Origin of the sequence: Gemmiger sp. An50 (assembly GCF_002161595.1) — a bacterium.
In the GTDB taxonomy this organism is placed as follows: domain Bacteria; phylum Bacillota; class Clostridia; order Oscillospirales; family Ruminococcaceae; genus Allofournierella.
Map to the genome: position 1 here is coordinate 43,108 of NZ_NFID01000013.1, position 21,844 is coordinate 64,951.

General features: G+C 61.0%; 16 protein-coding genes. 8 read left to right on the top strand and 8 right to left on the bottom strand.

Annotation, left to right across the window (positions count from 1 at the left end; all coding sequences use genetic code 11):
* Positions 1-34: 34 nt before the first annotated feature.
* The 4 genes from rplJ (at position 35) to B5G03_RS11765 (ending at position 4,870) form a co-directional block, all read left to right on the top strand.
* Positions 35-547, top strand: coding sequence for a 50S ribosomal protein L10 (gene rplJ, locus B5G03_RS11750; RefSeq protein WP_087181890.1), 513 nt, complete (start codon positions 35-37; stop codon positions 545-547).
* An 89-nt stretch (positions 548-636) separates the two neighbouring features.
* Complete coding sequence (rplL, locus tag B5G03_RS11755) at positions 637-1,011, top strand: 50S ribosomal protein L7/L12 (protein ID WP_058963490.1); 375 nt, start codon at positions 637-639, stop codon at positions 1,009-1,011.
* Between the two features lie 241 nt (positions 1,012-1,252).
* On the top strand, positions 1,253-3,073 hold the full coding sequence (glmS, locus tag B5G03_RS11760) for a glutamine--fructose-6-phosphate transaminase (isomerizing) (protein WP_087181891.1): 1,821 nt from the start codon (positions 1,253-1,255) through the stop codon (positions 3,071-3,073).
* 105 nt (positions 3,074-3,178) lie between these two features.
* The gene (locus B5G03_RS11765) at positions 3,179-4,870 is read left to right on the top strand and encodes an alpha-glucosidase (RefSeq protein ID WP_087181892.1); all 1,692 of its coding nucleotides are present in this window, start codon (positions 3,179-3,181) and stop codon (positions 4,868-4,870) included.
* 88 nt (positions 4,871-4,958) lie between these two features.
* On the opposite strand, the gene B5G03_RS11770 is transcribed toward B5G03_RS11765, so the two are convergent.
* From B5G03_RS11770 to B5G03_RS11780, 3 genes are all read right to left on the bottom strand, one after another.
* A complete protein-coding gene (locus B5G03_RS11770; RefSeq protein WP_087181893.1) occupies positions 4,959-5,351 on the bottom strand; it encodes a putative ABC transporter permease in 393 nt (130 codons plus the stop codon).
* 60 nt (positions 5,352-5,411) lie between these two features.
* A complete protein-coding gene (locus tag B5G03_RS11775; protein ID WP_206423621.1) occupies positions 5,412-6,878 on the bottom strand; it encodes a nicotinate phosphoribosyltransferase in 1,467 nt (488 codons plus the stop codon).
* A 100-nt stretch (positions 6,879-6,978) separates the two neighbouring features.
* Positions 6,979-8,334: a D-alanyl-D-alanine carboxypeptidase family protein gene (locus tag B5G03_RS11780; protein WP_162613402.1), complete on the bottom strand. Its 1,356-nt coding sequence runs from the start codon at positions 8,332-8,334 to the stop codon at positions 6,979-6,981.
* Positions 8,335-8,566: 232 nt separating this feature from the next.
* On the opposite strand from B5G03_RS11780, the gene B5G03_RS11785 reads away from it, so the two are divergent.
* The gene (locus B5G03_RS11785; RefSeq protein ID WP_242962441.1) at positions 8,567-9,226 is read left to right on the top strand and encodes a metallophosphoesterase; all 660 of its coding nucleotides are present in this window, start codon (positions 8,567-8,569) and stop codon (positions 9,224-9,226) included.
* A 130-nt stretch (positions 9,227-9,356) separates the two neighbouring features.
* Here B5G03_RS11785 and B5G03_RS11790 read toward each other — a convergent pair whose 3' ends face one another.
* On the bottom strand, positions 9,357-11,213 hold the full coding sequence (locus B5G03_RS11790; RefSeq protein WP_162613403.1) for a right-handed parallel beta-helix repeat-containing protein: 1,857 nt from the start codon (positions 11,211-11,213) through the stop codon (positions 9,357-9,359).
* Between the two features lie 183 nt (positions 11,214-11,396).
* Here B5G03_RS11790 and B5G03_RS11795 point away from each other — a divergent pair, with 183 nt between their 5' ends.
* Both B5G03_RS11795 and B5G03_RS11800 read left to right on the top strand, forming a co-directional pair.
* Positions 11,397-12,284: a helix-turn-helix domain-containing protein gene (locus tag B5G03_RS11795; RefSeq protein ID WP_087181897.1), complete on the top strand. Its 888-nt coding sequence runs from the start codon at positions 11,397-11,399 to the stop codon at positions 12,282-12,284.
* 68 nt (positions 12,285-12,352) lie between these two features.
* Complete coding sequence (locus B5G03_RS11800) at positions 12,353-13,435, top strand: GGDEF domain-containing protein (protein WP_140401688.1); 1,083 nt, start codon at positions 12,353-12,355, stop codon at positions 13,433-13,435.
* 60 nt (positions 13,436-13,495) lie between these two features.
* On the opposite strand, the gene B5G03_RS11805 is transcribed toward B5G03_RS11800, so the two are convergent.
* Both B5G03_RS11805 and B5G03_RS11810 read right to left on the bottom strand, forming a co-directional pair.
* A complete protein-coding gene (locus B5G03_RS11805; RefSeq protein ID WP_087181899.1) occupies positions 13,496-14,407 on the bottom strand; it encodes a serine O-acetyltransferase in 912 nt (303 codons plus the stop codon).
* A gap of 195 nt (positions 14,408-14,602) precedes the next feature.
* Positions 14,603-15,925, bottom strand: a complete 1,323-nt coding sequence (locus B5G03_RS11810) for a S1C family serine protease (RefSeq protein WP_087181900.1) — start codon at positions 15,923-15,925, stop codon at positions 14,603-14,605.
* A gap of 238 nt (positions 15,926-16,163) precedes the next feature.
* On the opposite strand from B5G03_RS11810, the gene mnmM reads away from it, so the two are divergent.
* Complete coding sequence (gene mnmM, locus B5G03_RS11815; RefSeq protein WP_242962430.1) at positions 16,164-17,027, top strand: tRNA 5-(aminomethyl)-2-thiouridylate-methyltransferase MnmM; 864 nt, start codon at positions 16,164-16,166, stop codon at positions 17,025-17,027.
* Positions 17,028-17,128: 101 nt separating this feature from the next.
* Here mnmM and B5G03_RS11820 read toward each other — a convergent pair whose 3' ends face one another.
* Both B5G03_RS11820 and B5G03_RS11825 read right to left on the bottom strand, forming a co-directional pair.
* On the bottom strand, positions 17,129-20,230 hold the full coding sequence (locus B5G03_RS11820) for a beta-glucosidase (RefSeq protein WP_087181902.1): 3,102 nt from the start codon (positions 20,228-20,230) through the stop codon (positions 17,129-17,131).
* 248 nt (positions 20,231-20,478) lie between these two features.
* Positions 20,479-21,843 (bottom strand): ATP-binding protein, encoded by a 1,365-nt coding sequence (locus B5G03_RS11825; RefSeq protein WP_087181903.1) that lies wholly within the window; start codon positions 21,841-21,843, stop codon positions 20,479-20,481.
* Between the last annotated feature and the right edge of the window lies 1 nt (position 21,844).

Here is a 21,844-nt window from a genome sequence, read left to right on the forward strand (position 1 = left end):
GAAGTTACGAAGGTTTGAAACGAGGTGAATCGAAATGCCCAGTGCAAAAATTCTGAGCGAGAAGCAGGCTTATGTTGCCGCTCTGAAGGAGAAGATCGCCGCTTCCGTTGCTGGTGTGGTCGTTGACTACAAAGGCATCAACGTGGCCGATGATACCAAGCTGCGTAAGGAGCTGCGTGAGGCTGGCGTTGAGTATGCGGTTGTGAAGAACACCATGCTGCGTCTGGCCCTGAAGGATACCGAGCTGGAGGCTATGAGCGAAGTGCTGGAAGGCACCACCGCCATCGCCATCGCCCACGAGGACCCCATGGCTGCTGCCCGCATCCTGTGCAAGTACGCCGAGGCTTCCAAGGGCGCTTACAGCGTGAAGATCGGTTACATGGAAGGCGCTGTTATGCCCAAGGAAGAGGTTGAGGCCATCGCTAAGCTGCCCAACCGCGAAGGCATGCTGTCCATGTTCGCCGGCGCTCTCACCAGCACCCTCAGCGGTCTGGCTGTTGCTATGCAGGCCTACGCCGACAAGTGCGAGGAAGAGCCCGCTGCGTAAGTTACGCAAATCCCCGTCCGTGCGGTGCGCATAAGCGCTGCCGCTGAACGAAATTATTTTGAAATTAAGTACATTGGAGGTATATGACAATGGCTTCTGAGAAAATCACCAAAATCATTGACGCTGTTAAAGAGCTGACCGTTCTGGAGCTGAAGGAACTGATCGACACCTACTGCGAAGAGTTCGGCGTTTCCGCCGTGGCTGCTGCTGCTCCCGCTGCTGCTGGCGCTGCTGCTCCCGCTGCTGAGGAGAAGACCGAGTTCGACGTTGTGCTGGCTGAGGTTGGCGCCAACAAGATGGCCGTTATCAAGGCTGTTAAGGAAGCTACCGGTCTGGGCCTGAAGGAGGCCAAGGAGCTGGTTGACAACGCTCCCAAGACCCTGAAGGAAGCTGCTTCCAAGGCTGACGCCGAGGAAATGAAGAAGAAGCTGGAAGAAGCCGGTGCCAAGATCGAGCTGAAGTAAGTTCTGCTTTTTGCCTGATTGAGCATCTGCAAGGCCGCCGCCCGTTTGGGCGGCGGCTTTTGTTTTGCCCATTTTGCGGGGATATTGCCCAAGGGCCGGGTGGGCGCGTCGAAAACTTGTGTATGAAAATATAAATTTTGAGGATGAAATTGAAAACTGAAAACGCATATGCTATACTGATTCACATGTTTTGCAAAAACGTGCGCAAAATTTATATTTTCAGCATAGGGAGGCGATCGCCATGTGCGGCATCGTTGGATATTCGGGAACGGCCGGCAGCCTGAACGTGCTGCTGGAAGGGCTTCATAAACTGGAATACCGGGGCTATGACTCGGCGGGCGTGGCGCTCAGCTATCCGGACGGCATCCGGGTGGCCAAGGCCCAGGGGCGGCTGAACGCTTTGGAGGAAAAGCTGGCCGGGATGCACCTGCCGGACAGCGGCTGCGGCATCGGACACACCCGCTGGGCCACCCACGGCGCGCCCAGCGACGTGAACAGCCATCCTCATTCCGCGGCCCGGGTGAGCCTGGTCCACAACGGCATCATCGAAAACTACGCCGAGCTGCGGGAATATCTGGTCCGCAAAGGGTATGAATTCTGCAGCGAGACCGACAGCGAGGTGCTGGTCAAGCTGATGGACCACAACTACCAGGGCGACCCACTGGACGCTATGCGCCGCACTCTGGCCCAGGTACGGGGCAGCTACGGCCTGGCCATCCTGTTCCGGGACCGGCCGGGCGTGATCTACGGCGCCCGGAAGGACAGCCCGCTCATCGTGGGCTGCGGCGAGGGCGAGAATTTTCTGGCCAGCGATATCCCCGCGCTGCTGCGCCATACCCGCACCTACATTGCCCTGGAGGAGGGCGACATGGTGGAGCTGAAGCCGGACAGCATCCGCCTGTTTGACCGGCTGGGCCAGCCGGTGGAACGGCCCCGCATGGAAGCCCAGTGGGAGATGGAGGCCGCAGAAAAGGGCGGTTACCCCCACTTTATGCTCAAGGAGATCCACGAGCAGCAGGCGGCGTTGCAGGCCACCATCGGTCCCCGCATCAAGGACGGCCTGCCCGACCTGAGCGAGTGCGGCCTGACCGACGAGTATCTGAAAGGTCTGACCGGTGTTCACATCGTGGGCTGCGGCACGGCCATGCACGCAGGCATGGTGGGGCGCACCGCCATTGAAAAGATGGCCCGTCTGCCCGCTTTCACTCAGATTGCCAGTGAATTCCGCTACAGTGATCCCATTCTGAATCCGGGAGATCTGGTGGTCATCATCAGCCAGAGCGGCGAGACGCTGGACACCCTGGCCGCGCTGAAATTGGCCAAGGAAAAGGGTGCAAAGACCCTGGCCGTGGTGAATGTGGTGGGCTCCTCCATCGCCCGCGCGGCGGACTGGACCCTCTACACCCACGCCGGGCCGGAGATCGCGGTGGCCAGCACCAAGGCCTACAGTGTGCAGCTGGCGGTGATGTACCTGCTGGCGCTGCGGCTGGCCCTGGCCCGGGGCACCCTGGATGAGCACGAGGTGGGCTACCTGACCGCGCAGCTGCAGAAGGCTCCCGCCCTGCAGCAGCCGCTGCTGGAAAACTGCGATCAGATTCAGTACCTGGCCAGCCAGTTCATGAACAGCAGCGATTTGTTCTTCATGGGCCGAGGCTTCGATTACTCTCTGTCACTGGAGGGCAGCCTGAAGCTGAAGGAGATCAGCTACGTGCACAGCGAGGCCTATGCCGCGGGCGAGCTGAAGCACGGCACCATCTCGCTGGTCACCGAGGGCACTCCGGTGATCGCCCTGGCCACCCAGGACGACGTATTTGAAAAGACCCTGAGCAACGTGAAGGAGGTCAAGACCCGGGGCGCGAGGGTGATCCTGCTGTGCAAGGAGGAGGCGGTGGTGCCCGAGGGCGCGGCGGACTATGTGGTGCGCCTGCCCCGGTTGGAAAGCGTATTCATGCCGCTGTTGATGATCGTGCCGCTGCAGCTGTTTGCCTACTACATGAGCGTGCTGCGGGGCTGCGACGTGGATAAGCCGCGCAACCTGGCCAAGAGTGTGACCGTGGAATAAGCGGTTCCCGGAAATTTACCGGAAACGGGCAAAGGGCTTGCAAAGGCCGCTGCCGGTGTTTATAATGGGCCTGAAAACGATTCCAGAAAAGGAGTGTGCAGACCTATGGAACGGCAATGGTGGCACAACAAAGCGGCCTATCAGATCTGGCCGAAAAGCTTTTACGATTCCAACGGCGACGGGGTGGGCGATCTGCCCGGCATCACCGCCAAGCTGGATTATCTGAAGGACCTGGGCGTGGATATCATCTGGCTTTCGCCGGTGTATCAGAGCCCGCTGGCGGACCAGGGCTATGATATCTCGGATTATCAGGCCATCGACCCCCGTTTCGGCACCATGGAGGACATGGACCGACTGCTGGCAGAGGCCAAACGACGGGACATCCGCCTGGTGATGGACCTGGTGGTGAACCACTGCTCGGATGAGCACATCTGGTTCAAAAAGGCAGTGGAGGACCCGGAGGGCCCCTACGGGCAGTATTTCTACTTCCGCAAGGGCAAGAACGGCAAGGCGCCCTGCAACTGGCGGGGTTACTTCGGGGGCAGCGCCTGGAGCCTGGTGCCCGGCCAGACCGATCTGTATTATTTGCACCTCTTCCACGAAAAGCAGCCGGACCTGAACTGGGAGAATCCGGCGCTGCGCCGGGAGATCTACAAGATGATCAACTGGTGGCTGGACAAGGGCGTGGCGGGCTTCCGCATCGACGCCATCGTGAACATCAAAAAGGACCTGGCCTTCCGGGATTACCCGGTGGACCGGCCGGATGGCCTTTCGGACTGCCGCCAGATGCTTTCGGAACCCGGCGTGGCCGAGGGGCTGGGAGAATTTTTGGAGGAGATGAAGCGGGAGACCTTTGCCCCCCACAAGGCGTTCACGGTGGGCGAGGTTTTCGATACCGACCCCGCACAGTTGGCGGAATTTATCGGTCCGGATGGGCACTTTTCCACCATGTTCGACTTCGCGCCTACCTGCCTGGGGAAGGATGCCAAAGGCTGGGGCTGGGCAAAGCAGCCCACCACCACCCAGTACCGGGACGCCTGCTTTGCTTCCCAGCGGCAGGCGGAGGGCGTGGGCTTTCTGGCCAACATCATCGAAAACCACGACGAGCCCCGGGGCGTGAGCCAGTATCTGCCGAAGGAAGCGCAGGACAATGAGCAGGCCAAGACCTGCCTGGCCACGGCCAGCGTGCTGCTGCGGGGCATTCCGTTCCTGTATCAGGGCCAGGAGCTGGGTATGACCAATACCCGCTTTGAACGCATTGAGGACGTGGACGACGTGAGCACCCACGGCGAGTATGCGGCCTGCCTGGCGCTGGGACTGACGGAAGAACAGGCGCTGGCCGCCTGCGCTCAGTACAGTCGGGACAACGCCCGCACCCCGGTGCAGTGGACGGACGGGGAGAACGCCGGATTCACCACCGGAACCCCCTGGATCGGTGTGAATCCCAACTATACCCGCATCAACGCAAGGGAGCAGCAGGCCCGGCCGGATTCGGTGCTGAACTGGTACAAGAAGCTGCTGGCCCTGCGCAAAGATCCCCAGTGGGAGGAAGCCCTGGTATGGGGTGATTGCGAGCCGGTGATGGAGGACCAGGAGGGCCTGATGTCCTTCGTCCGCACCGGCGGCGGCAAAACGCTGCTGGTGGTCTGCAACCTGAGCGAGCTGCCCCGCAGCCTGGCGCTGCCGGGAACCATCCGGCAGGTGCTGCTCAACAACCAGGAGGGCGGCCCGCAGCCGGGCTTCGACCGGTATGCCGCCCAGCCCTGGCAGGCCGTGGTGCTGGAGCTGGAGCAATAAGAAAAAGTCAAACGGATTTTCAACAACAAAAGCCCTCCGCCGTGGAAAACTCCGCGGCGGAGGGCTTTTGTGTGTTTGGCTAAGCGGCTCAGGCGGGCCGCAGGGCAGCGTGCAGCCGGTCGGCACAGGCAAAGCCGAGAAAGACCGGGATACACAGCAAGAACCAGTACAGGCTGAAGCGGGGGCAGATCTGGCCCCACAAATTGCCCCATCGGTCCGAGTAATCCCAGATGCCCATGCCCAGCAGTCGGTTGCACACAAGGCCCATGGCAAGCTCCAGGCCGGTGATGCAGCCAGCGCCCGCCGCACAGCGGGCCAGCAGCGGCACCCGGCGGGGCAGCACCCGGTCCAGCGCATGCAGCACCAGCAAAAGCACTCCGCCCGAAGCCAGCATGGTCCAGTGGGTATAGCCCCGGTAGAGCAGTTCGATCTGCCCGTAACCGAAGGCGCCCACAAAAAATAATGTGGTATTTCGCAGCATAAAAACATCACCCGGGGAATAGTTTTCCCCGGGTGATGGCGTTTTATGTACGGGCGGGTGTTATTCCGCCGCTTTTCCGGTGACCTTGCTCAGCTCGGTGAGCATCTTGTGCTGGCAGTCCCACAGCTTCTGGGACAGGTCCACATAGTACTTGTGGGGATACTCGAAGCGGCGCATCTCCTCCCACAGGTTCTCCAGCTGCACGGTGCATCGCTCCCGGATCTGGGTCACGTTGGGCCGGTCGTAAACCAGCTTGCCCTTCTCATAGATGGGAGTGGTCAGGCAGACCGCAGAGCAGTTGGTGTAGGTGCGTTCCTTCCAGGTCTGGAAGGGGTCAAACAGGGTCAGGCCGTCGCCAACCTCCACCTCTTCGTCAAATACGGTCACATAGTCGGCCATGGCCTTCTTGGTGTAGTGATCGTAGATACGCCACACCTTTTTCAGCAGAGGGATGGTCAGCTTCTCGGTGCTCTCGCTTACCTTGATCTTGGGGATGTAATCCTCGCCGTCCTTCACGGCGGCCAGCTTGTACACGCCGCCGAAGACCGGGTCGCTCTTGGCGGTGATCAGGTTCTCGCCAATGCCGAAGCTGTCGATCTTGGCCTCCTGCAAAATCAGGTCCCGCACGATGTACTCGTCCAGGCTGTTGGAGGCGCAGATGCCGCAGTCCTCATAACCGGCGGCGTCCAGCATCTTGCGGGCCTTCTTGGACAGATAGGCGATGTCGCCGGAGTCGATGCGGATGGCCACCGGGCGCTTGCCCTGGGGCTTCAGCACCTCGTCGAAGACCTTGATGGCGTTGGGCACGCCGCTCTTCATCACGTTGTAAGTATCAACAAGCAGTACACAGGAATCGGGATACAACTCAGCGTATTTCTTGAAGGCGTCGTATTCGCTGGGAAACATCTGCACCCAGCTGTGGGCCATGGTGCCGGAAGCGGGGATGCCGAAGTCCCGGGCGGCCATCACGCAGCTGGTGGAGGAGCAGCCGCCGATATAGGCGGCACGAGCACCGTAAACGGCAGCGTCATAGCCCTGGGCGCGGCGGGCGCCGAACTCCATGACCGGGCGGCCCTGGGCGCTGCGCACGATGCGGTTGGCCTTGGTGGCCACCAGGCACTGGTGGTTGATGGTGACCAGCAGCAGGGTCTCCAGCAGCTGGCATTCGATGGAGGGGCCCTCCACCGTCACGATGGGCTCCCGGGGGAAGATGGGAGTGCCTTCGGGAATGGCCCAGATGTTGCAGTGCAGCTCAAAGTGGCTCAGATAATCCAGAAAGCGCTCGTTGAACACGCCGGTTCCCCGCAGATACTCGATGTCCTCCGGGGTGAATTTCAGGTTCTCCACAGCGTCGATGAAGGTGTCCAGACCGGCCATGATGGCGAAGCCGCCGCCGTCCGGGATCTTGCGGAAGAACATGTCGAACACGCTGATCTTGTCCTCGTAGCCTTCCTCCAGGTACCCGGCGGCCATGGTGAGCTCGTAAAAGTCCATGATGGTGGTCAGGTTGCGTTTCACATCCAACATAAAGCTCCAACTCTCTCTCAAATGAATTTGGGCCGGGCCGCGGCAAGGGCGGCGGGGCCCTTCACAGCACCCAATGGGCGCGGGAAGCAACGGGTCGCGATTACAGCGAGGGGCGGCGGGGCCGGCGATTGCTCTTGCGGGTGGCCTGATGGCGGTAATAGAGGATCACATAGGCCACGGCGGTCACCGCGCTCACGCAGAGCAGAACCTTGAAGTACAGTCCGCCGAAGAATTCCCCAATCTTGGACAGGGTGAACAGCAGCATGTTGCGGTCCAGGTCCCGGTCGGCGGTCAGCTCCACCACGCCGATGGTCTGGCCGGAAAGGGAAAGGGTCACGGTGCCGATCACGTCGCCCTTTTTCACCGGGGCAGTGACGTATTCCGGCAGCTGGAAGGTCTTCTGGGTCACGCTCTCGTCGGTATTTTTGGGCAGGATGGTCATCATGTCGTCTGCCGGGTAGAGCTTCACGGTATCGGCGTCGGTGGAATATTTCACCTTCACCTCGGCCAGAGGCTCGCCCACCTGCATGGCGGGCTGGATGGCGAAGCTTTCAAACACCCAGTCCATGAGCAGGCCGGTCTCGTACAGGGCCGGACGCTTGGTGGGGTATTCGTAGGGGTCGATGGAATTGGGGCTGTTCAGCACCACGCTGATGTAGCTTTCGCCGGTGTCGGTGCTGGTGTGCCAGCCCGCGAAGTTCTGCCAGTCCTCCAGGGTGCCGGTCTTGCCGCCCTGGTTGTAGGCCCGGTAATATTTTGCGCCCAGGTCCTTGTCGTGCATCTTGTTGGTGCTGTAGAGCATGTAGGGCGAAGAAGAGGAATAACGGCTGGGCATGTAATCCTGGCCCATGTCCCATTTCAGGGTGCCCATGGCCTCCTTGAGGGTGTCAAAGCTCAGCGCGTAGCGCAGGATCAGATACATGTCCCGGGCGGTGGTCACATTGTCCAGGCTCATGCCTGCCGGGTCCACAAAGGTGGTGCCGGTGCAGCCGATCTCCTTGGCCTTGCTGTTCATCATGTAAACAAAGTTGTCGATGCTGCCGCCGCTCACCGTGTTGGCAATGATCATGGCGGCATCCGCCGCGCTGGGCACCAGCGCCGCATACATCAGGCTGCGCAGGGTATGGGGCTCGCCCATCAGGATGTCCGCGTTGGCCATGCCCTTGCCGTAGAGCGAATCTCGGATGGAGGCGGTGAGCTCGGCGGTCACGGTGTCCAGCTGGTCTTCGTACTGCTCCACCAGCAGGATGCAGGTCATGATCTTGGTCAGACTGGCGGCGGGCAGCGACTCCTCGCTGTTCTTTTCGTATACGATGATGTTGGTGTCGGTGTTCACGATGTAGGCGGCCTTGCCGGAGATCTCGAAGGGGGGCTCAAACCCCACCGCCCCGGCGGGCAGCGCGAAAACCGCGGCCATAAAAACCAGGGCGAGCAAAAGCGCGATGAATTTTTTCATGTGGACTTTTCCTTTTAAACGCGTTAAAATGTTTAGAGCGAAACTGCGCATTATCCGGCCCGGGCAATGCCGGAGGAAGAAACACGCGCGGTGGGGCAAACGGGCAAAATGCCCGAAAAAAGCGATTGATTCCCGGGCAGATTGCCCAGTGATTTACCTTGTATTATAGCATTTTTTACAGGGTTTATAAAGTGTTTTTCTGGTGAAAGGTGGGCGGCAAGGCTTGATTTATGTGACCGGCGATATCCACGGCGAGGTGGAGCGCTTTTCGGAAAAAGAGATAAAGCGGCTGAAAAAGCAGGATACCCTGATCGTTCTGGGGGATTTCGGCTTTTTGTGGAGCGGCGACAAGGCGGAAAAGAAAAAGCTGAAGTGGCTGGAAAAGCGCCGGTACCAGCTGTTGTTCATTGACGGCTGCCATGAGAATTTCGACCTGTTGAAGGAATACCCCGAGGTGGATTACATGGGCGGCAAGGCCCGGCACATCGGCGGCAATCTGTATTACATCCAGCGGGGCAGCATTCTGGAGATCGAGGGCAAAAAGCTGCTCTGCTTCGGCGGCGCCGAAAGCTGGGACAAGGAGGACCGGGACGAGGGCATCAACTGGTGGCGGGCGGAGCTGCCCACCAGCGAGGAGCTGAAGACCTGCGCCGACAACCTGGAAGCCGCCGGCTGGCAGGTGGATTACATCCTCACCCACGATGCGCCGCTGAAAATTCTGGAGTTCGCCCAGCTGATGCAGGGCCAGCCCAACTGGCTGCACACCTTCTTCGGCCAGATCATGGACAAGGCCCAGTATAAAAAATGGCTGTTCGGCCGCTACCACAAGGACCGCAAGCTGGGCACCAAGACCCAGGCGGTGTTCTGCGATGTGATTCCGCTGGAGGATTGAACGCTTCCCTGAAAGTATGGGCCGCAGGCAGAGTGGGCAAACCGCCGCTGTGCGCCAAAACCAAAAATGAAAACGCCGAGGGCGGTCTCCCCATCAAAGGGAGACCGCCCTCGATTTTTTGCAAGGGAATTCAGGTCAGTTTCAGACGGGCGGGCCAGTGTTCCAGCGGGCCCACCCGGGGCAGAGCACCGCGGGCTTCGCCCAGCAGGTCCCGGTTCAGCTGTACGGGCGTGCCGTCCCGGTCCTCAAAGGGCTGGTCCGGCTGGAAGGCCCGGCCCAGCGCCCCGGCGGTGACCGGTTCGGCCCGCAGATCGCTGGAATACTGCTCCAGATCGTTTTCCAGCCAGAAATGGCCGTCCTTTTCCACCAAGCGCAGCACTGCGTTTGCGTCGGGCAGGACCCGGGCGTCGCCTTCGTGGGTCCAGGGCTTTGCCCCGTTCAGATAGGCATTGCCGCCCATGGTCACCGGCAGGGTACGGCCCAGATCGGCGGCGGGGGTGTCGTCGCCGGTTTTGCGGGCGGGGAATTCCGCGCTGTAGGTGTCGTAGGCGTCGGTGCCGCAGCTGCCGCAAAGGCGGCCGTCCTCTCCCACGCGGACAAACAGGTTGTTGAAGAATCGGTCGTCGCCGCCGTAGATCAGCATCACACCGCCCACCTGGGTGGAATGGGGCAGATGATACAGGGTGAAGCGGTTGGTATCCGGCACGGCGTGGATCTTGCCGCCGAACAGATTGTGCACACAGGCCGTTCCCTGAGACATATCCAGAAAACTGCGGGGAGAGAGCAGGAGATTATTCTCCACCAGGCAGGGACCGTGGCAGACCTCGATGAACAGGTCCTCCTCCCGGTCGTTGGCAAAGCACAGGTTGTTCCGGAACATGGCCCCCTGGGCCTGCCAGTCCAGCCATACGCCCCGGGAGCAGTGGTGGATCACATTCCCGGTCAGATGGGTGTCCACGGCGGCGTGCAGCTTGATGCCGGCAATCTCCGCCCCGTAGAATTCTCCCCGGATGTTGATGTGATGAATGTGATTTTCGGTGATGTCGCAGAAGGCGCCGCCCATACAGCCCACGATTCCGGCCTGACCGCAGTTCCAGATCTCGTTTCCGCGCAGGGTGTGCCCGCCCACGCGCTCCCGGCTCCAGCCTCTTTGCAGGGTGGAGAAGACCATCTCGGTGTAGGTCTGGGTGCCGCCCTTGCAGGGGTCCTTGCTCCAGCTGTTGTCCTTGGGATCGTGATTTTTGCCCAGGCTGATGCCGCAGCATTTGGAGTCGTGGATGCGGCAGTTCTCGATCACCCAGCCCCGGCTCCAGTGGGGGCCGACCGCGCCGGGCTGGAAGGCCGTAGGCGGGGCCCATTGGGTAGCGGCGCAGCAGCATTCCAGGCCGGACAGTGTGATGTAGTCGATGCCTTCCTCCCTGGGGAAGAAGCAGAAGGGGCGCACGCTGATCTCGGTTTGCAGGCCGTTGGGGTCCTGCTCGCCGAAGCGGGCATGAAAGACCGTCTGCTGTTCCTCTACCTGGGCGAACCATTCCCGGTCCTTGCCGGAGCGCTGTTCCATTAGAGCGGACAGAGAGGCGGCCTCGTCCAGCGGCTGGCCGTCTGCGAACAGCTCGCCGGTGTGGTGGGTCTGGCCCAGGCCGTCGTACCAGTCGCCGAACAGCTCGTCCGCATAGGGATTGTATTCGCCGAACAGCGCGTTGTCCACAGTGGCGCGCCAGACTCCCTTTTCACAGTGCGTCCAGCCGGTGACCGGCTCCGCGCCGGTGATGACCGGCCGCTCACCCTCGGCGGCTTGGTAGACGATGCGCTTGTCATCGCAGTCGCCGCCCCGGGGCGGGGCGACCCACTCCCGATAAACGCCCTCATGGATGAGAACGGTGTCGCCGGGCCGGGCAGCTGCCGCGGCCTGCCCGATGGTTTGGAACGGCCGGGCGGCGGAGCCGTCGCCGTCGGCGGGAGCGTGCTGGGAAACGGAATAAATCATGGTCAGGGTCCCTCCTGTGTGATTTGCTAAAAGCTTATCCTCAGGGTACCACGGCAGACAGGCACTTCCCATTCTCGATCTTTCGCAGCTCCTACACGATTTTGTCCTTCTGTGCTATAATGGGGCCGAAACAAAAAGCGGGCGGCGAAAACCGCCGCGCTTCAGAAGGGACTGGATGTTTTTTTGGAGAAAACACTGCTGCAAAGCCTGTCGCCGCGGTTTGTTGGCTGGCACGATTCCGGCGCAGTGCTGCACACCGACAGCCGCCAAAGCTACGGACGGCGGGTGGTGGAGCATTATGAGATCGAATATATTGTCTTTTCCCGCAGCGGCTGTATCGTCACAAACGGCATCCCGGTGCAGACCATTCCCCAGTTGGTGTTCCTGCGCAGCCCCGGCATGGAGGTGGAGGGGATCGGGGTGTATCGGTCCCTGTTTGTGGAGTTTGACCTGAACGACGGGGCGGACCGGCTCCAGGCGCTGGACCGGCTGACGCCGGTGCTGTTCAATGGGGAGGAGCTGGACCTGGACGAAGCCTTTTTCCTGGGGCTGGCACTGCCCGCCCAGCCGGAGCTGTGGCAGCTGCTGGACTGGAAGGCGAAGCTGCTGCGCCTGCTGGCGGTGCTGCTCCGGCAGGGCGGGGCCAGCCCGGAGACAGCGGGGCAGGAGGGCAGCGCGGCGGTGCGCCGGGCGCTGCGCCACATCCGCCGCCACTATGCGGAACCCATCACGCTGGAGCAGCTGGCGGGGGCCGCGGGTTACAGCAGCTGCTATTTCTGCAAGCTGTTTAAAAAGGTCACCCAGCTCACGCCGCTGCAATATCTGGTACGTTACCGGCTGGAACAGGCCAAAAGGCGGATGCTGGATTCAGACGAGCCGCTGGAGGCGGTAATGCTGGAGGCAGGCTTTCACAATTACGGCTATTTCTGGCGGGCCTTCCGGGAGGTTTACGGGCTTTCCCCGCAGGCATTCCGGCGGCAGGCGCGGCAAAGCCCCGGGCAGCTGACCGAGCCGGGGCGGGGAATTGCGGAGAGCGGCTCCGGTTGTGCCGGTCCGTGGGATTTGGTATAATGAAAGGTACAAAAAAGTATATGAAAACACGTGAACGGGCGTGGACACAGGGCAAAAGGAGAATGCGGATGCACCCGGTAAACGGTCAGCAATGGAACACGGTGAATGAAAAATGGATGCGGCTCCATTGGGGGATGACCACCAGCCTTGCGCTGGCCGCAGCGCTGCTGGAGCTCATTATGGCCTTTGCGCTGAACCGGATCGAGGGCTTTGTGAACTCGGACCCCACCCGTTACATGATCAAGTATCTATTGATCCCGGTGCTGCTCAACAGCATTCTGGTGCTGGCAGGTATGCTGGCGGCGAACAGCCGGCTGAAGGGACAGATACGGCAGCTGCTCGTCTCGCTGTGTATGGCGGGGGTGTGCCTGGTGCTGTACGGGGTGCACAGCCTGTTCCCGGCGCTGATCCTGCTGCCGGTGGTGGCCATCATGCTCACCATCTCCTATGGCGATTACCGGCTTACCTCCATCACGGCGGCGGTGTGCCTGCTGGGCGTGCCGGTGGTGGACCTGGTGGTGGTGTGGGATTCCACCCAGCGTCACCGGCTGGAAAACATCGAAAACCGCATCAACTGGCTGCTTGGGCTGGTGCTGCTGCTGGGCTGCTATCTGCTGAGCCTTGCCTCCATTTATTATGAGCGGGAACGCATCCGTGAGGCGGCCCGGCGGGAGTGCGAGCTGCGGCGGGACAGCCTGACCGGTCTGCTGAACCGGACGGCGCTGGACGACCGGCTGGGCCAGCTGTGTGCCGGCGGGCAGGGCGTTGTGGTGATGATGGATCTGGACGGCTTCAAGCAGCTGAACGATACGTTGGGCCATCTGCAGGGCGACGCCTGCCTGCAGATGGTTGCGGGCATCCTGCGCAGCTATGCGGGGGAGAACACGGCTTTCCGTTATGGGGGCGACGAATTCTGCATGGTGTTCCATGCGCCAGAGCCGGGCCAGATCCTGCGCACCTGCGAGCGGATTCGCAAAAGCCTGGAGGGCATCCATCTGTTCTCGCCCTGCCAGGTGGGAGCCAGCTTCGGCATGGCGGAGTGCCGGCCGGGCATGAGCCCGGAGCAGCTGCTCAAAAACGCCGACAGCGCCCTCTACCAGGCCAAGGAGGAGCGGGGCTGCATCCGCCGGTGGGAGCAAATGGCGACTTGAAAAAAGAGCGCCGCAGAGAGCAAATGTGCTCTCTGCGGCGCTTTCGTTTGTATAAGAAAATCAGTCGGTCACGTCGGTGGGGGATTTGATGGTCTGCTCCGGGCGCTTGGCCAGCACGCGGCTGTTGGCGGGCACCGATTCGGTGATGAAGGTACCGCCGCCGATGGTGGTGTTCTCGCCGATCACGGTCTCGCCGCCCAGCACCGAGGCGCCGGAATAGATGGTCACATTGTCGCACACGGTGGGATGGCGCTTCACGCCCATCAGCTGCTGGCCGCCGCGGGTGGACAGCGCACCCAGGGTGACGCCCTGATACAGCTTCACGTGGTTGCCGATCACGGTGGTCTCGCCGATGACCACGCCGGTGCCGTGGTCGATGAAGAAGTATTCGCCGATTTGTGCGCCGGGGTTGATGTCGATGCCGGTGCTGCTGTGGGCGTACTCGGTCATGATGCGGGGGATGTAGGGCACATTTTGCAGATACAGCTCGTGGGCCACCCGGTAGATGTAAATGGCATAAAAGCCCGGATAGCAGAAGATGATCTCCTCCCGGCTCTTGGCGGCCGGGTCACCCTCAAAGCCTGCCTGCACGTCCTTCAAAAGCGTCTGCTGCAACGCGGGCAGCTTTTCAAAAAATGCGGCGCACACCTCATCGGCCCGGGGCTCGGTGTGCAGCTGGCAGCCCTCCTTGCCGCACTCGTACAGCAGGGCGGTGGCCAGCAGAGAGCGCAGGTCGTCGTACAGCCGGTCCAGCCGGTAGCCGGCGTAGTGTTCGCCGAAATCACCCAAACGGCTGCCGGGACCGTAATAGCCGGGGAAGATGATCTCCTTCAGGTCCCGCAGGATGTTGATCACCGCTTTGCGGTTGGGCAGCTCCATGCCCTGCTTCAGGGTGAGCAGCTCGTGGCTCTGGTAGTTTTCATTCAGGCCCTGTACCGTTTTCTGGATGGCCTGATGCTTGATCTCGTTCATAAAAGGCTCCTTTCGCCGGTGATCCGGCCCCTTCGAACAACGGTAGAATAGTTTAATCATACCTGTTTGGGCGGGATGCGTCAATGCAAAGCGGGGAAAAAGAGCCAGGGGCCGCACTTCCATGCGGCCCCTGGCTCTTTTGAAAACAGAAAAAGGAAACGATATGAAAAAATCGGAATCGGTATAGGGAAGGGATTAGGCCTGGGTCTTTTCGCCCAGTACCACGTTCAGGGTGATCAGCTCGCCGCTCCGGTCCACCTGTACCTGAACGGTATCGCCCGCGGTGTAATCCTGCAGGGCGTTGGTCACATCGGTGGCGGTGGTCACGGTCTTGGTGCCCACGCTCACGATGCGGTCGCCAACCTTCATGCCGGCATTGGCAGCGCCGCTGCCCTCGCTCACGCTCTGCACGTAAGCGCCCAGCGTGGAAACGCCGTACTGCATGGCGGTCTGCGCATCGGTGATGCTCACCACGGTGATGCCCAGAGCGGGACGGCCGGTCACGTAGCCATTTTCGATCAGATCCTGGGTCACGGCCTTGGCGGTGTTGATGGGAATGGCGAAGCCCAGACCCTCGGCGTTTTCATCGGCGTTCTTCGCGTTCACGATGCCGATCAGTTCGCCCTTGGAGTTGAACAGGCCGCCGCCGGAGTTGCCCGGGCTGATAGCGGCGCTGGTCTGGATCAGGTTCATGGTGTTGCCTTCCACGGTCACGCTGCGGTTCAGTGCGCTGATGATGCCGTCGGTGGAGGTCACGCCCAGGTTGCTGGGGTTGCCCACCGCGATGGCGGTCTCACCGATGGCAATGGTGTCGGAGTCGCCCAGGACCGCAGGAGTCAGACCGGTGGCGTCGATCTTGATGACCGCGATGTCGCTCTGGGAGTCAGAGCCGACCAGGGTCGCGTTGTAGGTGGTGCCGTCGTTCAGCTTCACGGTGATCTGCTGCGCGCCCTCCACCACGTGGGCGTTGGTGATGATGTAGCCGTCAGCGGTGAAGATCACGCCGCTGCCCGCGCCGCTCACCACCTGCTGGCCGCCCCAGAAGCCGTAGCTGGTGGTGACCATCTGCTCGGTGGTGATCTCCACCACGCTGGGGGTGATGGCGTTGATCACGCCAACCAGGCCATCGGCAGAGGAGGCGTCGGTGCTGGTGGCGGTGCCGGAGGGATTGGCGCTCTGGTATACGATGCGGGCGCTGCTGGTCTTATCGGCCAGGTAGAAGCCCGCGTAGCCGCCGCCGAAGCTTACGCCTGCCACAAGAACCAGGGCCAGTGCGCCCGCGCCGATCTTTTTCAGGCGGGGATGGCTCTTCTTCATGCGGGGAGGCTGGGGTTCGCCGCCCATGGGGGCGGAGGGGCCATTTTCCGGCATCGGGGAGCCGGAGGCGGTGTAGTCGGCGCCGGCGCCCATGGAGGGTTCGCCGCTGGGGCCGATGGGGGTGTAGGAAGCGGGGGTGGGATTGTTGCCGCCGCTGTTCGGGTAGGTGCCGGAATAATCATATTCCCATTTGTTTTCCATACTCTATCATCCTTTCAGGTGAACAAGGAGTCCGGGGCGTTTGCTCCATTGAAACGCCGCTCTTGCGGCCCCTTGTGTATCGTTCTGGTTATAGTTTATCCGCCCGCCGTGAAAAACATTTTATGGCCGGGTGAAAAAAATGTGAAATCCATGTATAATTGGTATGGTTCCGGGCTTTGGATCATGCCTGGAAACTCACCATATAAGCATATCATATTTGGAAAGGCAGGGCAATGGCGTGCGGGTGATACGCGAAGGAGAAGAATTCCTGTTATATAAGGAAAAGCTGCTTGTGGGGCGGTGCGGCTGCACCCGTCAGGGCGAGGGCTGGCAGCTGGGGCCCCTTTGGGTGGACCCGGACTGGCGCCGCCGCGGCTACGGCAGTTTTCTTTTGCGCCAGGTGCTGAAAAACACCGGCGGATACACCGGCGAGAGCCTGCATTTTCTGGAGCTTGGGGAGGATGCGGCCGAGAAAGCGCTGGCGGAAAAATTCGGCTTTTCCCGTGCCGGAAATCTTTGGCGCAGGCATCGGGTGCCGGACCCCACCGCCGTGGGCCTGACCCATGATTTTCTGCGTCAGAATCTGCTGCCCGGCGGCTTTTTTGTGGATGCCACCTGCGGCAACGGGGGCGATACCGAGTTTCTGTGCCGCCTGGCGGGCCCGCAGGGTAAGGTACTGGCGCTGGATCTACAGCAGCAGGCGGTGGACAATACCAATGCCCGGCTGGCCGCGGAGGGCCTTTCGGATATCGGCCGGGCGGTGCAGGCGGACCACGCAAATCTGGCACAGCTGGTGGAAAAGGGCAGCGCGGACTGCGTGGTCTTCAACTTCGGCTATCTGCCCGGAGCGGACCACAGCCTGTTCACCACACCGAAAAGCAGTCTGCCCGCGGTGGAGGCGGCGCTGGCGGCGCTGCGCCCCGGCGGCATCCTGGCGGCCTGCCTGTACAGCGGAGGCCCCAACGGTGACGGGGAGAAGAACGCCCTGCTGGAATTTTTCCGGGCACTGCCCATTCGGGAATACACCGTGCTGGTGTGTGAGTTCGCCAACTGGGCCCCCACCGCGCCGCTGCCCTGCTTTGTGCGAAAAAAGGGCTGGTGACACCTGTTTACGGAATCAAAAAGGAGCCTTCCCGGCGGGAAGGCTCCTTTTTCATTGAGACGGGGAAACGGGTTTCTCAATGCAGTTGTGCGAAAAAAGGGTTATGCGTTTGTCTGGGCACCCTTCTTTTCCTTCTTCCAGCGGCGGACGATGGCCACCACGCCCCAGGCGATCAGGCCAGCGGCAATGATGCCTTCACCGATCAGGATGAAGTAGTAGTTGGCAAAGGGCAGCTCGCCCACTGTGGTGCCGTGCACAATGCCGTTCATGGCGTTGGAGTTCACGGTGGTGTACAGGATGTGCTTGAGCGCCTGACGGGCAAAGTAGCGGGAAGCGGGATTGGTGATATCCAGCGGAGCATCCACCTCGTAGCCGGTGAGCTTCAGGTCGCCGCCGGCGCGGATGCACTGCTCGGTATCCATCACGCCGCCGTTGTCGTAGTCGGTGATTACAGTGCCGTCAAAGCCCCACTCGTTGCGCAGAACGCCGGTGAGCAGATTGTAGTCGCCGCCGGACCAGGTGCAGCCCACCCGGTTGAAGGCGGACATCACGGTCATTACCGCCGGGATTTCGGCAGTGGTCTGGGTAAAGCTGTCGGTGGACTCGTCGTACTGCTGTACCATGATCTCGGTGGTGGGCCGCTCTTCGATGCAGGTCTGGAAGGGCTTGAGGTAGATCTCGCGGATGGCCTGCTCGTTGGAGAAGGTGGCCACATGGCTGCGATGATCCTCCTGGTCGTTCAGTGCGAAGTGCTTGATGTAGGCGTATACGCCCTTTTCCGCACAGGCGCTGGCGGCCTGCAGGGCCAGCTCGCCGGACATGAAGCCGTCTTCGGAGTAGTACTCGAAGTTACGGCCGGCGAAGGGGGTGCGGTGGATGTTCATGGCGGGTGCGTACCAGCCGCTGATCAGGCCGATGTAGGTGTGGGTGCCCCAGTTGCCGTCGGCGGCCAGAGCGTCCTCGCCCACATAGTAGCCGTGCAGGTAGGAGTTGTTGCGATCCCAGCTGGCGGCCAGGTTGGTGGCGCAGGGATAGGTGATGGAATAGGGCTCGTGGGTGATGCCGCCCTCGTTCAGGCCGGAAGGGCCGTCGTAGTCAATGGCACGGGGCTTGCCCACGTTGGAAGAGGCCAGAGTCTGGTAGCCGCCGTTGCGCACGATGGTCTCCAGCTCGGTGGCGTCCATCTGGTCGATCAGGGCATCCCAACCGCCCTCGGCCTCCACTTCGTCGAAGTCGCGGCCGCGGAAGTCGATCAGCTCCAGATCGCCGTCATTGCCGTAGGTGCCGTCCAGTGCGGCGGCCTCTTCCTCGGTCATGGGGTTCAGGGACGCCTCGGCGCCCTTGGCCTGGATGGCAGCTTTGATCTCGTCGGAGACCTCCACCTCCCAGGTGTAGCCGTTCTTTTCGCTGAACTCGCTCTTGCGCTGGCTGTCCTGAGTGCCGTGGGTGGTGGGGAAGGTGCCTACCCAGTCCTGACGGGACAGGTACTGGTCGCGGGGGGTCAGCTCATCGTAGCTGGCATGGTCGAACTGGTTGGTGATCTCGGCACCGGCGGCAGAGGTGGCATAGGTCACGTTGTCCACGCCGCCGTTGTCGGTGTAGTCGTAGGTCCAGCAGCCCACAAAGCTTGCGTCGGGGGTGCCGAACAGGCCGTCGCTCTCCACGCCCGCATAGGCCAGGAAGTTGTTGTTGGCTGCATGGGCGTTGGAGGCGGCAGTCAGCAGGTAGTCGCCGGCCTCCAGAATGTAGGTCTTGGACTGCACGTCGTCGTAGGAAATGAAGTCCTTTTTGTTCACCGTGATGGTAACAGTCTCGGACTGGCCGGGAGCCAGCTCGCCGGTCTTCTCAAAGCCTACCAGAGAGGAGGAAGCCTTCTCAATGTGGTTGGTTTTGTCATATTCGGTGTAGGGGCTGTTCAGATACAGCTGCACCACATCGCGGCCTGCCACCGAACCGGTGTTGGTCACGGTCACGTTCACCTGAATGTCGCCGTTGGCGTCCATCTCGCTCATGGTGAAGTCGGACCACTGGAAGGTGGTGTAGGACAGACCGTAGCCGAAGGGATACTGTACGGTGGTGGCGTAGTCATAGTCACCCGCGTTGCCCTGGTCCAGGGTTTTGTCGAAGTAGCGGGTCTCGTAGTACTTGTAGCCCACGTAGATGCCTTCGTCGTAGAACACGGCGGCCTCCACGTCGCTGCCGTTATTGACCATCATCATGTCGCCCATGTTCTGCATGGCGGGGGAGGAGAACAGGTCGTAGGCGAAGGTATCCACCAGATGGCCGGAGGGGTTCACGCTGCCGCTCAGCACGTCCGCAATGGAGCGGCAGGTGTCGCCGCCTGCGCCGGGGGCCCACAGCACCGCGGAGATGTTGGGGTAATCCTTCACCCAGCCCAACTCAAAGGCGTTGTTGGTGTTGACCACCAGAATTACGTTGTCGAAGTTGTCGTTCAGGTACTGGATCACGCCCAGCTCCACGCTGTCCAGCTCCAGATAGTGCTTGTCTTTATCCTCTTCAATGTCGGTCCAGTCGCCCATGTAGCGGCCCAGGTCGCGGCCCTCGCCGCCGGTGCGGGCGATGAAGAAGACGGGGATGGTGCCTTCGGCCTCCTGCTTGGCGGCGTCGGGAATGGCGGAGATGGGAGCCTCGTTGATGGACCAGTCCTCAGCACCGCCGTACATGATGGCGCCGCCGCCGCGGGTGTAGGTGCTGTGGTTATCGGTGTAGAACTTCCACAGGGACTCGTTCACCTCAAAGCCCTGCTCCAGCAGAGCGGTGCGCATGTCGCTGGAGATGGTGCTCACGCCGGAGCCGGTGCCACCGGCCAGCAGATCCACCGAGGAGGCGGAGAACAGGCTCAGCTTGGAACCGGCGGCCACGGGCAGGCCCTTGCCGTTCTCGGTGTTGTTGTAGAGCAGTACAAAGCCTTCCGCACCGGCTTTGCGGGTGAATTCCTGCTCTGCGGCCTGCAGGGCTTCAGAGTCAGTGATGTCGCGGGTGTAGTAGGCGGCATCCACGCCGTCCACAGCGCTGCTGCTGGAGAAATCCGTCTCGCCGAAAATGTCGCGCAGCACCAGATCATACATCGAGGTGGTGATGACGGAAAGCGCGATCGAGAACGCCAGCAGAATGGCCAGCAGCGGCGTGAGGATCGCGGTGAGCGCTTTCGCGCTCAGTTTTTTCTTCTTGTCCTTTGCCATGAAAATCCTCCTTACAAGTGTCTGATTTGCAGCCGCGCTGGGCAAAAAGCGCGCCTGCTCTCCTTGCTTCTCTCTCCGGAAAACCGGCCCCGTGCCAGGGAAAAAGGCCGGAGAAAACGAAAGGAGAAACCGCCGGGGCCGGTTCTTCGGCCCAAACTATAACAAAAGGGAACACCCCTGGCAATGGGTGTTCCCTAAACTGCATCTTTTTTTCGTGTATTGCACATTTGGCTGTTTGAAAGCGGGGCTCAGCGGTCGGACAGGCTGAACAGGATGTTCAGATGGAATACATCTCCGTCCACATGAGCTGTCAGCTCTCCGTCATATTTGTGCACGATCATCTGGATGCTCCGCAAGCCGAAGCCATGGCAGGAGGTATCCGCCTTGGTGGTCAGAGGCAGACCGTTCTGGAAGGTGAGCGTGCCGTCAAAGTAGTTGTCCTGCTGGATGAGCAGCATGCAGCCACGGGCCTTGACCACCAGATTGATGATACGCCGTTCCCGCTGAGGCACAGCCGCCACCGCCTCCAGGGCATTGTCGATCACGTTGCCGAACAGGCAGTACAGATCACTGTTTTCCAGAAAAGCCAGCTTTTCTCCATCCACCATACAGGAGAGCTGGATGCCGTTCTGTTCGCAGTAGAGGCTCTTTTCGGTGAGCAGCACATCCAGCAGCTGGTTGTGAGTCTCGATGCGGGTGTCGTAGATGGAGATGGCCTTTTCCAGGTCGTACACTGCGTCCGGCCCCAGGGGGCGGCCCTGGGCGGCCAGAGAAGCAATTTGGTACTTGATGTCGTGGCATTTGATGTTGATCCGCTCGATGGTATCGCGGGAAATCTCGTATTGCCGTTGGCTCTGGCGGATGGTGTGCTGAAGGTATTCCACCTCTTGCGCCAGTTCCCGCTGCTCAATGGTGCGCCAGGCCAGAAGCAGCACGATGGCACAGCAGGTGACCGAGAACAGATTGCCCGCCTGGCGGAGCACAAAGAGGGCGGTGTGCTCAAACTGGTTTTCCCAGCCGGTGCTCAGCCGGGCGAAGTACACATCCTCCACCGAGCAGAGGATCGCGGTGATCAGCAGCACCACCACCGAAAGCGAGAGCATCTGCCGGTCCAGTCGGCAGATGGCAGCAAGCCTTGCCGCCCGGCGGAGGAACAGCCAGTAAAGCACCAGTGCCGCCGCCACATAAAAGCCGTGATGGAACAGCCTGCTGTAAACGTCGAAGGGAAAGCTGCCGCCGCTGAACCGGAGCAGTTCCGCGCCGCAGACCACCGTGAGGTATAGCTTGTAACACAGGTTTTGGGCAGCATAGGCCACACTGCAGCAGAACAAAATGGTGAGGAAGGGCTCGTCAAAGCATAGCCGGACATGGGCGATGGTGGCTGCGAAGAGAGCGATGTAGATGGTGCTGCGGCCCAGAGCATTTTGTCCCCAAAACAGATAGGCCCAAGAGGCCGCGCCGGTCAGGGTCAGCACACATGCAAAACCAAGAATCAGCCGCAGCCAGAACCGGTCTGCCCGGTGCAGGTTCCACAGAGTCATCCCGTAAAATAGATACAGCCCGAACAGAAACTCCAGCATAATGTAATGGTAGGTGAACAGAAAGGCTTCCATA

Excerpts from the sequence above, each read along its gene's own strand:
- B5G03_RS11790 (WP_162613403.1), bottom strand. The coding sequence starts at position 11,213 with ATGATTTATTCCGTTTCCCAGCACGCTCCCGCCGACGGCGACGGCTCC.
- B5G03_RS11775 (WP_206423621.1), bottom strand. The coding sequence starts at position 6,878 with ATGTTGGATGTGAAACGCAACCTGACCACCATCATGGACTTTTACGAG.
- B5G03_RS11765 (WP_087181892.1), top strand. The coding sequence starts at position 3,179 with ATGGAACGGCAATGGTGGCACAACAAAGCGGCCTATCAGATCTGGCCG.
- B5G03_RS11825 (WP_087181903.1), bottom strand. The coding sequence starts at position 21,843 with ATGGAAGCCTTTCTGTTCACCTACCATTACATTATGCTGGAGTTTCTG.
- B5G03_RS11770 (WP_087181893.1), bottom strand. The coding sequence starts at position 5,351 with ATGCTGCGAAATACCACATTATTTTTTGTGGGCGCCTTCGGTTACGGG.
- B5G03_RS11800 (WP_140401688.1), top strand. The coding sequence starts at position 12,353 with ATGCACCCGGTAAACGGTCAGCAATGGAACACGGTGAATGAAAAATGG.
- rplL (WP_058963490.1), top strand. The coding sequence starts at position 637 with ATGGCTTCTGAGAAAATCACCAAAATCATTGACGCTGTTAAAGAGCTG.
- B5G03_RS11780 (WP_162613402.1), bottom strand. The coding sequence starts at position 8,334 with ATGAAAAAATTCATCGCGCTTTTGCTCGCCCTGGTTTTTATGGCCGCG.
- rplJ (WP_087181890.1), top strand. The coding sequence starts at position 35 with ATGCCCAGTGCAAAAATTCTGAGCGAGAAGCAGGCTTATGTTGCCGCT.
- B5G03_RS11805 (WP_087181899.1), bottom strand. The coding sequence starts at position 14,407 with ATGAACGAGATCAAGCATCAGGCCATCCAGAAAACGGTACAGGGCCTG.
- B5G03_RS11820 (WP_087181902.1), bottom strand. The coding sequence starts at position 20,230 with ATGGCAAAGGACAAGAAGAAAAAACTGAGCGCGAAAGCGCTCACCGCG.
- B5G03_RS11810 (WP_087181900.1), bottom strand. The coding sequence starts at position 15,925 with ATGGAAAACAAATGGGAATATGATTATTCCGGCACCTACCCGAACAGC.
- glmS (WP_087181891.1), top strand. The coding sequence starts at position 1,253 with ATGTGCGGCATCGTTGGATATTCGGGAACGGCCGGCAGCCTGAACGTG.